The organism is Nitrospira defluvii (assembly GCF_905220995.1).
Lineage (GTDB): Bacteria > Nitrospirota > Nitrospiria > Nitrospirales > Nitrospiraceae > Nitrospira_A > Nitrospira_A defluvii_C.
Genome location: NZ_CAJNBJ010000018.1, coordinates 233,258 through 246,421, shown reverse-complemented (window position 1 = coordinate 246,421; position 13,164 = coordinate 233,258). Strand labels below are relative to the sequence as shown.

Sequence of the window (13,164 nt, the reverse complement as noted above, 5' to 3'; positions counted from 1 at the left end):
AGAATGCTCCAGCGGAGGTGTCTGTCGGATGACCGCTCTATCGTGACTCTCCCTTTTGATGTCGGTGGTGCGGAGGTTGTTGCGATGAACGGCTTCTCACCCAATGGACGGCGGCCAGGGGAATCTAGCGGGGCCCGTTCTCGCCGAGACTCACGAACTGCTTGCGATAGCCTACCACCTTGGCCAGGTAGTCTCGGGTTTCTTGATAGGGAAGCGATGAGCGGAGACGGTCGTAGAGGGCGGATGGCTGGAGCCTGTTGATCTGGTCCACTGCCGCACGCTGGTCTTTGGAGAAGGTTTTGAACACGTTGCCGGCGCCGGTGTTATAGGCGGAAATGACGCAGTATTCCCGCGAGACAAGATCGGCCACGTCGTCCAGGTGCGTATACGTCAATACGTTGAGATAAGCGGTCCCCAGCTCAATATTGTTGTCGGGGTCGAACAGGTAGTCGCGCGTGGGCGCCTTGTCTTCCCCCTTCGCTTTACGATAGGCATCCCGTCCGCCGCTTGTCGGCACGAGCTGCATCAACCCATAGGCTGGTGCGGAACTGACGGCAAAGGGGTTGAAGTTGCTCTCCGTTCGAATAATGGCAAAGACGAGGCTGGGACTGATCTGATACCGCTCGGCAAACTGACCGACGACGGCACGGTATTTCTCTGCCTGCTTGTGGGAGAAATTACTCACCATGGGAATCGTGACGACGTGCGCGGTTTTCTCCCCATTGTCCTGGTCGACTTTTCGCGTGGTCGTGCTCTTGGCGACAAGCGACTCCGCAAATTGTTCGGCTTCGGTCGGCGTGCGGACCGGTTTTCCTGCCTGATCCACCACCAGCCCAAGCAGATAGGGCTCCTTGTCGCTGGTCAGCGTGACTTCCTTGTCTGAAAACAGATCGACGCTCCGTGGATCATTCGGAGTCAGCAGGGTGGTGACCACGGCATTTTTCAGGCTGGTTCTCGGCTCCCGCTCGTCGAGGGTTTCGATCAGAATGTTCCCCGCATCGAAATCGACGATCGCCCGGCTCCGATAATTTTGCGTGTACTTCACATATTTCTTCTGCTCCGGCAGTTTGACCTCTTTGGTGCCCCACTTCTTGCCGACCTCCCCCGTCAGCGCCGCCATCAGCGCTTGGAAGTCCCGCTGAATCGCCCGGAGGTCTCTGAGCAGCGCTTGAGGGTCGCGGCCGTACTGTTCGACTCGTTGCCGGGCGATATCGGCCGGGTCCTTGCCTTGGACGATACCCAGCACCGTTCTGCCGGTCGTGCTGCCGACGGCCCGCTCCGCGGCCCCGAGCATCTTATCGGTGGTTTCGCAGCCGGCACAGAGGATCGGAAGGGCAAGGCTGAATAGGAATGACGGCCAATGTCGAGCAGGCATGGCGGGAGTATACCGAAGCTTGGTCGGCGAGGAAAAGACATTTTGACAATGTCGCGGGAGGACGCGCAGCACGCGGACGGTTGTTCCGGCCTAGGGCAGAGGATGCAGGTAGATCCACGTGCTTGACGGAAGATTTTCTCGGTCAGTAGGATACAGGAGCGAGGGGAACACGAAGGGTGAGGGCGGGTGATATGGGGGCGAAGCTGTGAATGGTTGGTGGAAAGAGAGATTCGGCGCAACGGTTCTGTGCGGAGGCCTTCTGTGCCTGTCTATGCTGTTGTGCGTGCCGGCACCGGGATGGGCAGCGCAGACGCCCACCGCAACCGTGCAAGCTACCATCAATGATGTGCTCTATCTCCTGACCGAGTTGAAAGAGACCAGTCGGGCGGGGCAACGTCAGTGGGAAATCGAACAGGTTGTCCGGCGTGCGTTTCATTATCAGGATATGGCCGAACGTGCGTTGGGTGAAGCAGGAGCGCAAGCGACCGCCGCCGACCGTCGGCAGTTCATTCGGCTCTTTGTGCAGGTATTGCGCGATGATCTGACGGATCGGTTACGAGACTATTCTGCCGCGCAGGTCGTGTACCTTGCCGAGCGGGAAGAGGCCGACGGTGTGCAGGTGCTGATCGCTCCGGCGGGCCCGGCGATTGATACCAGAATGGCGTTTCACCTGATCGCGCAAAACGGAAGCTGGCTCGTCGACGACGTCAGCATCGACGGCACCAGCATCGTGGCGAGTTATCACCTGCAATTTTCCCGTATTCTCCGTGAGGGTTCGTTCTTGGATCTTATGGAATACCTCAAGCTGAAGGCACCCGTCGCCTAGGCTGCCCGGCATCCCCTTGGCACAGGCCCACCACAATCTATCCTCCTGATGGTGCGTCCTTCTCTCGCGAGCCCCCTTACCCGTTGCCGTCAAGTTGCAGGAGTCCATGCTGCTGTGCCCGAAGGAGAAGTTGTTGCCGACTATTCACATCAAACTTACTGAATATGTGGCTGAGGTGATGGCGCACGGTTGTCGGGCAAATGAAGAGTCGGCGGGCAATATCCTTATTGGTCAGGCCCTCTCCGAGTAGCGCCAGCACGTCCGACTCACGTTTGGTCAGGCCCTCCGTCGCGTTCGGCAGGACTGCGCTGCTGTCGGAGAGTCCGGCCGGCCTGGCTCGCTGCAGTGGTGCGTCACTCTGAGGGGGGCCATCCCAGTGCTCCGGCCGGTGACGTGGCAGAAGCGCATGGATAGCGGCAAACAGGGCTGTCAGTGGTTGATTCGTCAGTACGACGCTGTCCACCACCGGTGATCGGTTGGCCACTGTGCAGTCCCTGTCTCTTGCACTACAGAGCAGGATGATCCGGATGGTCGGAAGAATCGCACGCACTGCGCGAACACAGTCCCCGGTCTCAAAGGTCGTGTCCGGTTCGAGGATCAAGATTTGTGGTTTGGCTCGCGTGACCAGGGGCTCTGCTTCCTTTGCACTGGCAGCTTGACCAATGAGCCGGAGCTGACGGTGTTGGGCGAGAAAGGATTGCAAACCGAGACGCGTCAGCTGATTCCTGCTCACGATCGCAATGGTTGGGCCTGCCGGGCATGCGTCCGGTTCGGGCATCGGCGGTTCTCCTTGGTGATCGATTACACCGGTGAGACTCCCGAGGGGTGGCTCGCCTGCTGCTGGCAATACGCATAGCAGCTGGAGAGGACCAGGTCGCCGGAGAAGCGCACCGTGCCGCAGACCTGTCCAGTGAGCAGGGCCCAATCGGCAACATGCCGGGCCAGTTGAGTCGGAGGGATTCCCTGAACCCGGAAAATGTTGATTGCCACCGTCGAGAGAATGACCTTGAGATGCGACAAAGACGGCCCATAGCTGAAGACATATTCATGCTGCCCGGTGAACAGCAATTGCACTCCGTCCCGTGCCTTCATACCGCGATGTCCACAACGAGGACAAAAGAGGCATTCGAGACCGCTGACCGCATCGTACCCGGCACGATAGTCCGGTTGCATCGCTTCACCGCAATCCGTCGCTGGGCAGCGCATCATCATGTCTCCCTTGTGCAGATCGCTAGAACGTTCGACTCTCATCTCTGCTCTGCCGTTCCCGTCTTACTCCTCATCTGCACATATTCGGCGAGCTGTCGCGACACCTCGCTCCTTACCGACTCAGAGCGGGGTGGGAAATCGAGTTACTGTACCCGCATGCAGGGGATCCCGAGTTGTGCACGAAGCACGTCCTCGACCACGTGTGGTTGCAAGGCTGGAGGCGGGGAGGCGTGAGGGCTGTCGGGCGACAGTGGGGTGAAGGGCATAGTTCCGTGCAGCGATCGATTCAGTCTCAGAACCGGGGCTTGGGGGCAGAGTGTGTTGATGATCCGAAGCGCCTCGATGTCGACGGCAGGCGGGTGCATCATGGAAGAGTCCTGGCTCAAGAGAATGATCTCAGGTCGAATTTCGCCGAGTTGAGCCAGTGTCGATTCGAGATCTCGGACGAGAACGGCCTGGTATCCGTTCCTCGCCAGGTGATCGGCCAGTTTGAGTCCGAGCTGCAGCTCAGGATCGACGATCATGATCCGCGTCCGTCCGGCCGGTTTGGTGCGGATGCTGGTTGCACTCATGACACTGCCTCCTTCCCGCCCCTGGGTGAATTGCACGCCGCCAAGTCCCTGGCTTCAGTGATTCTGGATTGAGCGACAGGAAGGAACGCGTCCGTCCGAGGTGCCGCGAGGGATACGAGGTATTGCGATCGAGCTTGCAGCCGGAGCCGCAGCGCGCCCTCTCGCGACAGGGCATCGATCGCCATGAATAACTGGTTCCATGAGTAGTAGGGGAGCGAGGCGGTCAGCGTTTCGATCGTGCATGGGCCGTGCTGCTCCAGCTCGCGGAGAATGAGGGCCCCGATCCCGGCCGAGTCGCATACCGGCATCCCAGTGGCCTCCGCCGTGCTTCTGGTGTCGTCGATCAGCATCATCTGGTTTCCTCTCCTTGCCGCCAGCCTCTACGGTGGTATCTCTACCCGAAATAGGCCCGGACCAGCATCGCTCTTTGCGCAAATTCTGCGTCGCTGGTTGTGCGATCCGGTCTGTCGACGTTTCTGCTACGAGCGGTGACGGTGTTGGAGGGGGGATGGTGGATGCGGTTTAGGAGACGAGCCGGTTCACGAGACGATTCTCGATCGCATAGTGGGTCAGTTCGGTATTGTTGCGGAGCTGCATTTTTTCAAGAATACGTGCTCGATAGGTGTTGATGGTGCTGACGCCGACGCACAGATCGTCAGCGATCTCTTTCAAGCTTTTTCCGACTGCGATTAAGCACATGACTTGGTATTCCCGGTCGGACAATTGCTCATGAAGCGGCTTTTCGCAATGGTCGTCCAAATTTGACGCCAAGAGTTCCGCGACTGCGGCGCTGACGAATTTGCCGCCGCCCAGAATCTTCCGCAACGCACGTACGAGCTCGTTCGGAGCACTGTCCTTGTTCAGGTAACCGGCGGCCCCCGCCTTCAACATGCGTCGCGCGAGCTGATCCTCCGGATAGGCGCTGAGCACGAGGACCGGGAGCTTGGGAGAGGCTTGCTTGAGATCCTTGAGCGCATCGAGCCCGCTCTTTCCCGGCATCCCCACATCAAGGACGACGACATCCCAGTTGTGCCTGCGCATCTGCTCCATCATCTCCTGTGCACTGGCCGCTTCGCCGATGACCGCGTCCTGAAACTGTTCGCTGAGGATCTGCCGGACGCCCTGCCGCACGACTGCGTGATCGTCGACGACGAGAATGTGTGTCACGATGTGCTCCTTTCTTTCTGTTTCGTCGATGCTCGGAGGAACTGCCTTGCTCCTGTGTTGCCACAGGGGTCATGCCGGTTGCGATGGGCTGAGTGGAATCCGGACCTTCACCGTCGTGCCTCCCTGCGGAGTGCCCGTCAGGATGGTCTCACCGCCTAAGAGTAGCGCCCGTTCCCGCATCCCGACCAACCCGAGTGAGTGCGGATTGGACAGTTCAGACTCGGTCACTCCCCGACCGTTGTCGCGAACCTCCAAGACCAGGTTGCCGGCCTGTTCCTGAAGGGTGATGGCGACGGCCGTCGCCTGTGAATGTCGGGCCACGTTGGTCAGAATTTCCTGAAAGATTCTGAACATCGCATTGGAGCCGGCATGGGACAATGCCACGGCTCTTAGGTAGATATCCAGCGTGCATTGAATACCCGTCCGCGTCTGGAATTCATGAGTTTGCCATTCGATGGCGGGGATAAGCCCGAGTTGATCCAACACCACGGGGCGCAATTCGGTGGCGATGCGTTGCACTGATTGGATTGCGGCGTCCACGAGCATGGAGATCGAATGCAGTTTCTGTCGTTGCGTCGGCCCGGACGTCTGGAGATGGTCGCTGAGTGAGGAGAGTTCCAGCTTCATGCCGGTCAGTTCCTGTCCCAGTTCGTCATGGATCTCACGCGCGATCCGGATGCGTTCTTCCTCGCGAACAAGTTCGAGGCGGGCGGAGAGATTTCGCAGCTGGTCATGCGAGAGGGTCAATTGTTGTTCTGCCCGTTTGCGCTCGGTAATATCAAGGAACACCACGACCGCTCCGGTAATTTGTTGCTGCTCGATAACCGGAAAGGACGAGTATTCAACTTGAAAAGCGGTCCCGTCTTTCCGCCAGTAGACTTCGTGGTCGATCTTGCACCCGGTACCGCTGTTGAGCGTGTCGTGGATGTAGCAGCGTTCACGGGGATACACGGCCCCATCCGGATAGCGGGAATGGATGCATGTATGCATGTCTTTCCCGAGGAGTTCATCCGGCACATAACCCAGCATGCGCGCCGCTGCTGAGTTAATGAACGTACAGAGGCCGGCCTTGTCGATGCCATAAATACCTTCTCCGGTCGATTCGAGCAGGAGCAGGCGGTCTTTGGCGAGTCGTTGTCGCGTTTCCTCCGCGCGCTTCCGATCAGTGATGTCGGTGGCGATTCCGCACAGCGCGTAGCACTGGCCCTGCGCATTGCGCAGGGGAAACTTGACGACGATGCTGGTATGGAGCCCGTCATCATGAAGCGCCGACTCCTCGAACCACATCGGGGCGTCGGCCTCGAGGACTTGGCGATCATTCGCTCGGTAGGCGTGAGCTTGATTGGGAGGGAAGACCTGCTCATCCGTTTTCCCGACCAGACCGTGGTGCGACAACCGGGCGACGGTTTCAAATTGGCGGTTGGCCTGCAGGTATCGTCCCTCGAGATCCTTGATGAAGATCAGAGCAGGGCTGTTGTCCATGATGGCGCGAAAGCGTTCTTCGCTGTCCCGCAATGCTTCATCGGTGCGTTTGCTGGCGGTGATATCGCGAAAGACCACGACTCCGCCCCTCGCCTGTCCATTCTCGTCGCATAGTGGCTGGGCGGAAACGTCAAGCCAGAGCCCATCGGCGTCGGCCGACGGTCGGAAAAAGATCAGGGCATTGCTTACTGATTCGCCGCGGATCGCCTTAGCCAGAGGGACGTCCTCCGGCGGGTACGGCGTGACTTTGTCCGGCAGAAAGATGGCAAAGTGCTCGGACCACTGCCCGATTTTCCGGCCAGCCGGCCTACTTCCAAGAATCCGTTCGGCGGCAGGATTCCAGATTCGAAAGGCTCCCGTTTCATCCGCCATCACCACCCCGTCGGCCATGCTGTTCAGGACGGATTGGAGAAACCGCGTTTGTTCGCGCAGGGTTTCTTCCAGCCGCTTGCGGCCGACGGCATATTTCAGTGTACGAGCCAGCAGGGAGGCGGTCGTCTGGCCCTTGACGAGATAATCTTGGGCTCCGGCTTGAATGAGTCGGAGCCCCAATTCCTCGTCCTCCGTTCCGGTCATGACCACAATAGGAACCCCCTGCGCTGCCGCATGTGTCTTGAGCAGTGTCTCGATGCCTTGACTGTCGGGCAGGGAAAGATCCAGGAGAATGACGTCGATGGCGCACTCGTCCAGATGCCGAATGCCGGCAGCCAAACGATCGACCTGGGTGAGGACAAATGCTCCGGCTCGGGTCTTCCCCAGCAATTCACGCAACAGGCGAACGTCGCCCGGATTGTCCTCGATCAGCAGCACATGCATCGGACCACTGGTCATGTTCCTCCAGGTTGCGAGGCCGGTAACACCACGATGCCCAGCCAGAAGTCTTCGATCGATCGCACGACCCGGACGAATTGATCCAGGTCCACCGGCTTTGAGATGTAGCAATTGGCGTGAAGGTTATAACTTTTTAGCACGTCCTGTTCGTCTTGTGAGGTCGTCAGTATGACGACCGGGATGTGCTTCAGGCTGTCGTCGGCTTTGATGGCGGCTAGGACTTCGCGGCCGTCCATTCTGGGAAGGTTCAAGTCGAGAAGAATGAGGTGGGGGTGTGGCGCCGCTGAGTACGGCGCCTGGCGGCGGAGAAACGCGAGCGCTTCAACGCCATCCTTGAGCACGGTGAGATGATTGATGACCTTCGCTTCCTTCAGCGCCTCAATGGTCAAGCGTACGTCCCCCGGGTTGTCCTCCACCAGGAGAATTTCGATCGGCTTCACCAGATTAGGGATGGCCATGGGCAATACTCCTTTGCGTGCTGTCGCGAATTCACTCGGACAATGCGGCTTCGCGTGTGTGGTGAACGGCTGATGGGGCCTGCGCAGGGTCGGGAATGCTGAACCAGAAAGTGGCGCCTTTCCCGAGTTCTGACTCCACCCAGATGTGTCCGCCGTGGCGTTCGATGATCTTTTTGCAGATCGCTAGGCCGATTCCCGTGCCCGGATACTCCGCTCTGGTGTGAAGCCTTTGGAAAATGACGAAGATGCGGCCCGCGTATTGGGGGTCGATACCGATTCCCTCATCTTGTACCGAAAACCGCCACTCCTCCCCCTCCCGCCGGGCGGAGATGTGAATGCGGGGGGGTGCGTTCCCGCTGAACTTAATGGCATTGCTCAGCAGGTTCTGGAAGACGTGCGCCAACTGCTGGGCGTCGCCCCGTACCGTCGGCAGCCGGTCGTGGGTGATCACGGCGTGGCTTTCCTTCACGGCGTTTACCATGTTGTCCAGGGCACAGTTCAGCACCGCCCCCATCGGGGCCGGTTCGAACTCCCGTGCCATCGTGCTGAGACGGGAATAGGTCAGGAGATCCTGAATGAGCTTTTGCATGCGGGTCGCCCCGTCGACGGCGTATCCGATGAATTCATCCGCATCCGCGTCGAGTTTTCCTCGGTACCGTTTTGCGATGAGTTGGGTGTAGCTGCTGACCATGCGGAGCGGCTCTTGGAGATCGTGCGAGGCGACATACGCAAATTGTTGGAGATCGGCATTGGATCGCCCCAGTTCCGTCACGGACTTTTCCAAGGTGTGCTGCGTGAGGAGCAACCTGTTACGTTCCCGTCCCAGTTGCCACGAGACCCAGATACCGAATCCCGTCAACGGCAGGATCACCAGGAGGCCCACTCCGCCCACTGTCCAGAGGAGTCGGTCGACCGGCGCATAGACCTGTTCGTGGGTTTGGCGGAACAGTACGATCCAGTCGAGCCCGGCAAAATTGTGATACCCCCTGGTTGAGGCGTAGCCGGTGACGACGGAATCCCCTCGGCGGTGATGCGTCTCCTCGACAAAGCCCGGTTGATCGCGGTTGGCAGCCGCTTTGCCCACGGAGGGGATGTCCAGTTTCAGGGGTTCCCCCGCAGTGCCGTTCAGAAGGTGTTTTTCACTGAGGATGACGCCGTCACGGGTGAGCAGGAGCCAGTCATAGATATCCCGGCCGTATCGCAGCCTCCCTTCCTGGTCGAAGATGGTCTTGAGATTCTCAATCGGGACGTACGACGCCACGGCTCCACGAAACGTTCCTTGAGGTCCATAGAGTGGGGCCATGAATCCAACGGCATTCTGCCGCGCCGGGCCCGCAGTCGAGGGGACCTTATCCACGTATATGGTTCCTGTCCGACGTACGAACTCAAGCGCGTCGGGAGGGAGTGCGGTGATGCTGGCCGGGGCAAGCGAATCTGTCGCGGCAATGACATGGCCCTCGGCATCGGCCACACCCAACCAGGAGTAGTACCAGTACAGCTGCTTGTAGTGGAGAAGCCTGCGGTGCTGTTCATCCCGGGCGCCGTTCCGGAGGATGCCGTCGTTCGCAAACAATTGAATATCACCGAACCGTTCGAAGAGGATACGATCGAGCGTATCCGCGACGGCAGCCGCGTTTCTCGCGAGCTCCTGGCCTCGCTCCATGACCAGCATGGAGCGAAGGAAGGATAAGGCATACAGCCCCAACGCGGTGGCGATGAGGAAGCAGAGCACGAGCAGTATCGGGAGGATCCTGCCGGTCCATCTGCTGCGATGTGGGGGGGCGTCTGCCTGCGATACCATGTGGTTCACGCGGTTGCTCATGGGTCTGTTCGGACTGGCCGCCTGCGGGTAACACCTTAGATATAATAACCGGTTCTTGTACGCAGATCCAATCGGAAGCCTCCGGCCCGGTCCATTCAGCGAAGGGTCTGCTCCTCGTAACCATCGCTTGGCCGAAGAGTTGACTCCTCTGGTCTGGCCCGAGTACGTTCCTGAGACCAAGGGGGTCGATAGAGATGTTCTTTATTTCGGCTCACGTGACGATTCCGGACGACGACATCGAACTGACGGCTGTGCGCGCGCAAGGCGCGGGCGGACAACATGTCAATAAGGTCTCGTCCGCGATCCATCTTCGTTTCGATATCCGGGGCTCATCCCTTCCTCCTGCCTACAAGGAGCGTCTGCTGGCGTTGCGCGACCATCGTATTTCCCGCGAGGGCGTCATCATCATTAAGGCGCAGGACTCACGAAGTCAGGAGCGCAATCGCGAGCTGGCTTTGGACCGTCTGCGAGAGATGATCCGGCACGTAACAATTTCACGCCCGTCGCGGCGTCAGACCAAACCGCCGCAAGGGGCCAAGAAGCGACGTGTGGAGGAAAAGACACAACGGGGGCGGCTGAAAGCATTGCGTGGAAGGCCCGACCATGAGTGATGCGACGGCGGTCTAAAAAGGAAGGGGCGCGTCGGATGACGCGCCCCTTCAGAGCCCAAACGATGTTCGTCGCTGACTAGAAGCGGGACCGTCCGCCTCGGTCACCGCCGCCGAAACGTCCACCGCCGCCACCAGAACGGGACTCCTGCGGTTTCGCTTCATTGACGGTAAGTTGGCGTCCGCCCATGTCCGAACCGTTCAAGGCCGTGATGGCTGCCTTCGCCTCGTCCTCGGTCGACATTTCCACGAAGCCGAAGCCGCGTGATTGTCCGGTAAACTTGTCCGTGATTACGCGCGCCGATTCGACGGTGCCGTGAGCCGAAAACAAGTCGTTCAGTTGCGATTCAGTGGCAGCATACGGCAGTCCGCCGACATACAATTTAGTACCCATAGGGGTCTCTCCTTTTGAAAAATGACATTGTCGGCGACACGAGAACAGAGGGATGAGGGGAATGAGCGGGCCGAAGGCGCAATGATTGAGGCGACTTGGGTCTGACTTCCGATCAACTGCTCGCTAACAAACAATATCGGTGATGGGCCGTTTAGTGATGTGAACTTATGTGGCCCGTCATAAGCGCACACAGCATCCTACCAGATGTCCTGTGAGATTGCTAGAGCTGTCAACGAGGGGCGGTTCGCTTATTCGGGGCATGATGTGGTCGTGCAACAGGGCGTGGAACCGGCAACATCGGATGCGGGCGGATCACGTGTTCGAGGAGGCCGTCCGGAGTGACGAGGCAAGTCCCAGCTTCGACAGGGTGAAGATAAGCCACTTCGACGGATCGAAGTTGTACCAGAGCGGACCGTTGCGATAATCGCTCGGGTACGTGTGGTGATAGTTGTGATAGCCCTCGCCGAACGTGAGCAGGGAGACGAGCCAGGAGTTGCGGCTTGAATCGGCTGTCCCATACGGCTGATCGCCCCAAATGTGACAGACGGAATTGATGCAGAATGTGGAGTTCAGCACGGCAAAGGTACGTCCGACCCCTGCCAACATGAATCCGCCGATGCCTCCCTGCCAGCCGTTATGAAGAAAACCGACGACAAAGGGCAGTGCCAGGCCGATCAGGACGATGGTTGCGTAGTTCCGGTGTTGCCACATGGCGACCTGGTCCTGCATCACGCGAGAGCCGAATCGCTCGTCATTGCAGGGAATAGGGTCCAGCAACCATCCGCAGTGGCTATACCAGAATCCCCGTTTGGCGTTGTAGGGATCTTGCGGGTCGTCGCAATGCGCGTGATGGCGTAAGTGGTCGGCGGTCCATTTTGCGCCGGAATTCTGCAGGGCCCATCCACCGGCGATCAAGAGACAGGCTTTGACCCAGTCTGGACATTCGAAACTACGATGAGTCAACAGCCGGTGGTACCCGACCGTGATCCCTAGCCCGGTGACCACATAGAGAACGGCGAACATGGTCCAATCCAACCACGAATAGCCGTACAGCAGTCCATAACCGGGGACGGCAATGACGGAACCAGCCACGACCGACCAGAAGAGCAGGTAGGTCCAGAATTTATGATGAACCCGGTGGACGATGTGGGCTGGAACGGAGTTCGGGGAGGCTTGTTGCATCCCGCTAGAATAGATAAGCAGGCGGGATTTCGCAAGAGGTCGACCTGGGTATTCGGGACGGGTGTGAAGGGAGAGGGAGCCGGCGGCCGCTATGTGGTGCCCATATGTCCGTCAACCGTTGGTGCGGGGAGGCGTTGAGTGAAGCAGAGGGGAGCAGAGGCCGTTGACCTCACGACTGGACCGGTTGCGGCGAGTCAAGGTTGTCATCCAGCATCGAAGGGAGTGTGTATGCGAATCGAATGCGCGAAACAGGGAATATGCAGGTTGGTGGGGCTCTTGGGTGGCGTCGTGCTTGGGATATCGGGAGCAAGCGGTGTCGCCTGGTCGGCCGGCGATGCGGCTACTCCGTCTGGGCAGGATGCACCGGCGGTATCCTCCGCGCCATCCGATGCAAACGGGGCGGGAGCTGAAGAACGGAGGCGGGGTGGTCGTCCGGGGAGGAAAGCCTGCGCCGAGGATGTCACGCGACTGTGTGCGAACGTCAAACCGGGGGAGGGCAGAATAGCCCAGTGCTTGAAGGCGCATACGCAGGACCTCTCCCCCACGTGCGCAGAAACCGTGCAACAACGAAGCAAGCGCCGGCCGTAAGCTTTTGGACGTGCCGGGACACGGATTGGTCACGAGGACGATCCGTGCCTGTCTCACCGTCTCACGGTCCGTGTCCTCCATGGTCATCGGTCGATTTCGTCAATTTATTTTCGGAACCGCGTCCCGTGCGATAGAGTGACCACTAGACATACGGGAGGGTACGTATGAGTGGCACTACGGGGCAGGAACAGTTTTCCGTCGACTTGCGTCAGCATCCCAGGTTACGCGTGCCGGCACCATTCGTCTGCTCGTTGTCGCGCTTGGGCTTGGCCAAATGGCTCGGTCGCGGCGGCGATGGCATCGGTGTCGTGTTTGACGTGTCGATGAGGGGGGCCAAAGTCATGAGCGAAGCGGGGATTCAGCGGGGTGATAGGCTGTCGGTCAGTCTTTCCCTGCCGAATCAGGTGTCGCCGATGACGGTTGAGGAAGCCACAGTGCGATGGGAGCGGGAGCAGGTGTACGGATTGGAGTTTGTCAATCTGTCGTCGGTGGCTGAAATGCGGCTGCGGAAGTTTATCACGCTCGCGACGAAGCCCACCTCCTAGCGCCACTGCCTGGTTGCCGCCTCTGATCATGCAGGTGCCGATCGGCTTGGTTGGTGCGGCTCCTCGTTCAATCGCGTATACCGCGTCCCAGCCTCCTTCGAGATT

Annotated in this window: 15 protein-coding genes; 4 read left to right on the top strand and 11 right to left on the bottom strand. The window is 59.3% G+C overall.

The features are described from left to right. Positions 1–124: 124 nt before the first annotated feature. A complete protein-coding gene (locus tag KJA79_RS19870; RefSeq protein WP_213043837.1) occupies positions 125–1,375 on the bottom strand; it encodes a murein transglycosylase domain-containing protein in 1,251 nt (416 codons plus the stop codon). Positions 1,376–1,658: 283 nt separating this feature from the next. On the opposite strand from KJA79_RS19870, the gene KJA79_RS19865 reads away from it, so the two are divergent. After that, entirely contained in the window at positions 1,659–2,201 is a 543-nt protein-coding gene (locus tag KJA79_RS19865) for an MlaC/ttg2D family ABC transporter substrate-binding protein (RefSeq protein ID WP_213043836.1), read from the top strand. Positions 2,202–2,277: 76 nt separating this feature from the next. Here the strand turns inward: KJA79_RS19865 and KJA79_RS19860 are convergent, their stop codons facing one another. The 8 genes from KJA79_RS19860 to KJA79_RS19825 all read right to left on the bottom strand — a co-directional run bounded on the left by KJA79_RS19860 (position 2,278) and on the right by KJA79_RS19825 (position 9,721). Further along, the gene (locus KJA79_RS19860; RefSeq protein ID WP_213043835.1) at positions 2,278–2,979 is read right to left on the bottom strand and encodes a response regulator transcription factor; all 702 of its coding nucleotides are present in this window, start codon (positions 2,977–2,979) and stop codon (positions 2,278–2,280) included. 23 nt (positions 2,980–3,002) lie between these two features. Then, a complete protein-coding gene (locus tag KJA79_RS19855) occupies positions 3,003–3,413 on the bottom strand; it encodes a hypothetical protein (protein WP_213043834.1) in 411 nt (136 codons plus the stop codon). Between the two features lie 140 nt (positions 3,414–3,553). Continuing rightward, positions 3,554–3,982, bottom strand: a complete 429-nt coding sequence (locus KJA79_RS19850) for a hypothetical protein (protein WP_213043833.1) — start codon at positions 3,980–3,982, stop codon at positions 3,554–3,556. After that, complete coding sequence (locus KJA79_RS19845; protein WP_213043832.1) at positions 3,979–4,335, bottom strand: hypothetical protein; 357 nt, start codon at positions 4,333–4,335, stop codon at positions 3,979–3,981. The genes KJA79_RS19850 and KJA79_RS19845 overlap by 4 nt, the downstream gene beginning before the upstream one ends. Positions 4,336–4,504: 169 nt before the next feature. Continuing rightward, a complete protein-coding gene (locus KJA79_RS19840; protein ID WP_213043831.1) occupies positions 4,505–5,149 on the bottom strand; it encodes a response regulator in 645 nt (214 codons plus the stop codon). A 69-nt stretch (positions 5,150–5,218) separates the two neighbouring features. Then, positions 5,219–7,462: a PAS domain S-box protein gene (locus KJA79_RS19835; RefSeq protein WP_213043830.1), complete on the bottom strand. Its 2,244-nt coding sequence runs from the start codon at positions 7,460–7,462 to the stop codon at positions 5,219–5,221. Continuing rightward, entirely contained in the window at positions 7,459–7,920 is a 462-nt protein-coding gene (locus KJA79_RS19830; protein WP_213043829.1) for a response regulator, read from the bottom strand. The genes KJA79_RS19835 and KJA79_RS19830 overlap by 4 nt, the downstream gene beginning before the upstream one ends. A 31-nt stretch (positions 7,921–7,951) precedes the next feature. Beyond that, entirely contained in the window at positions 7,952–9,721 is a 1,770-nt protein-coding gene (locus tag KJA79_RS19825) for a sensor histidine kinase (protein WP_246507817.1), read from the bottom strand. Between the two features lie 215 nt (positions 9,722–9,936). Here KJA79_RS19825 and arfB point away from each other — a divergent pair, with 215 nt between their 5' ends. Then, positions 9,937–10,353, top strand: coding sequence for an alternative ribosome rescue aminoacyl-tRNA hydrolase ArfB (arfB, locus tag KJA79_RS19820; RefSeq protein ID WP_213043827.1), 417 nt, complete (start codon positions 9,937–9,939; stop codon positions 10,351–10,353). A 76-nt stretch (positions 10,354–10,429) separates the two neighbouring features. Here the strand turns inward: arfB and KJA79_RS19815 are convergent, their stop codons facing one another. Together KJA79_RS19815 and KJA79_RS19810 are read right to left on the bottom strand one after the other, a co-directional pair. Next, the gene (locus tag KJA79_RS19815) at positions 10,430–10,744 is read right to left on the bottom strand and encodes an RNA-binding regulator (RefSeq protein ID WP_213043826.1); all 315 of its coding nucleotides are present in this window, start codon (positions 10,742–10,744) and stop codon (positions 10,430–10,432) included. A 312-nt stretch (positions 10,745–11,056) separates the two neighbouring features. Next, positions 11,057–11,926: an acyl-CoA desaturase gene (locus KJA79_RS19810; protein ID WP_213043825.1), complete on the bottom strand. Its 870-nt coding sequence runs from the start codon at positions 11,924–11,926 to the stop codon at positions 11,057–11,059. A 228-nt stretch (positions 11,927–12,154) separates the two neighbouring features. Here KJA79_RS19810 and KJA79_RS23405 point away from each other — a divergent pair, with 228 nt between their 5' ends. Both KJA79_RS23405 and KJA79_RS19800 read left to right on the top strand, forming a co-directional pair. Continuing rightward, the gene (locus tag KJA79_RS23405; protein WP_213043824.1) at positions 12,155–12,514 is read left to right on the top strand and encodes a cysteine rich repeat-containing protein; all 360 of its coding nucleotides are present in this window, start codon (positions 12,155–12,157) and stop codon (positions 12,512–12,514) included. Positions 12,515–12,678: 164 nt separating this feature from the next. Then, complete coding sequence (locus KJA79_RS19800) at positions 12,679–13,059, top strand: PilZ domain-containing protein (protein ID WP_213043823.1); 381 nt, start codon at positions 12,679–12,681, stop codon at positions 13,057–13,059. The last annotated feature ends 105 nt before the right edge of the window (positions 13,060–13,164 follow it).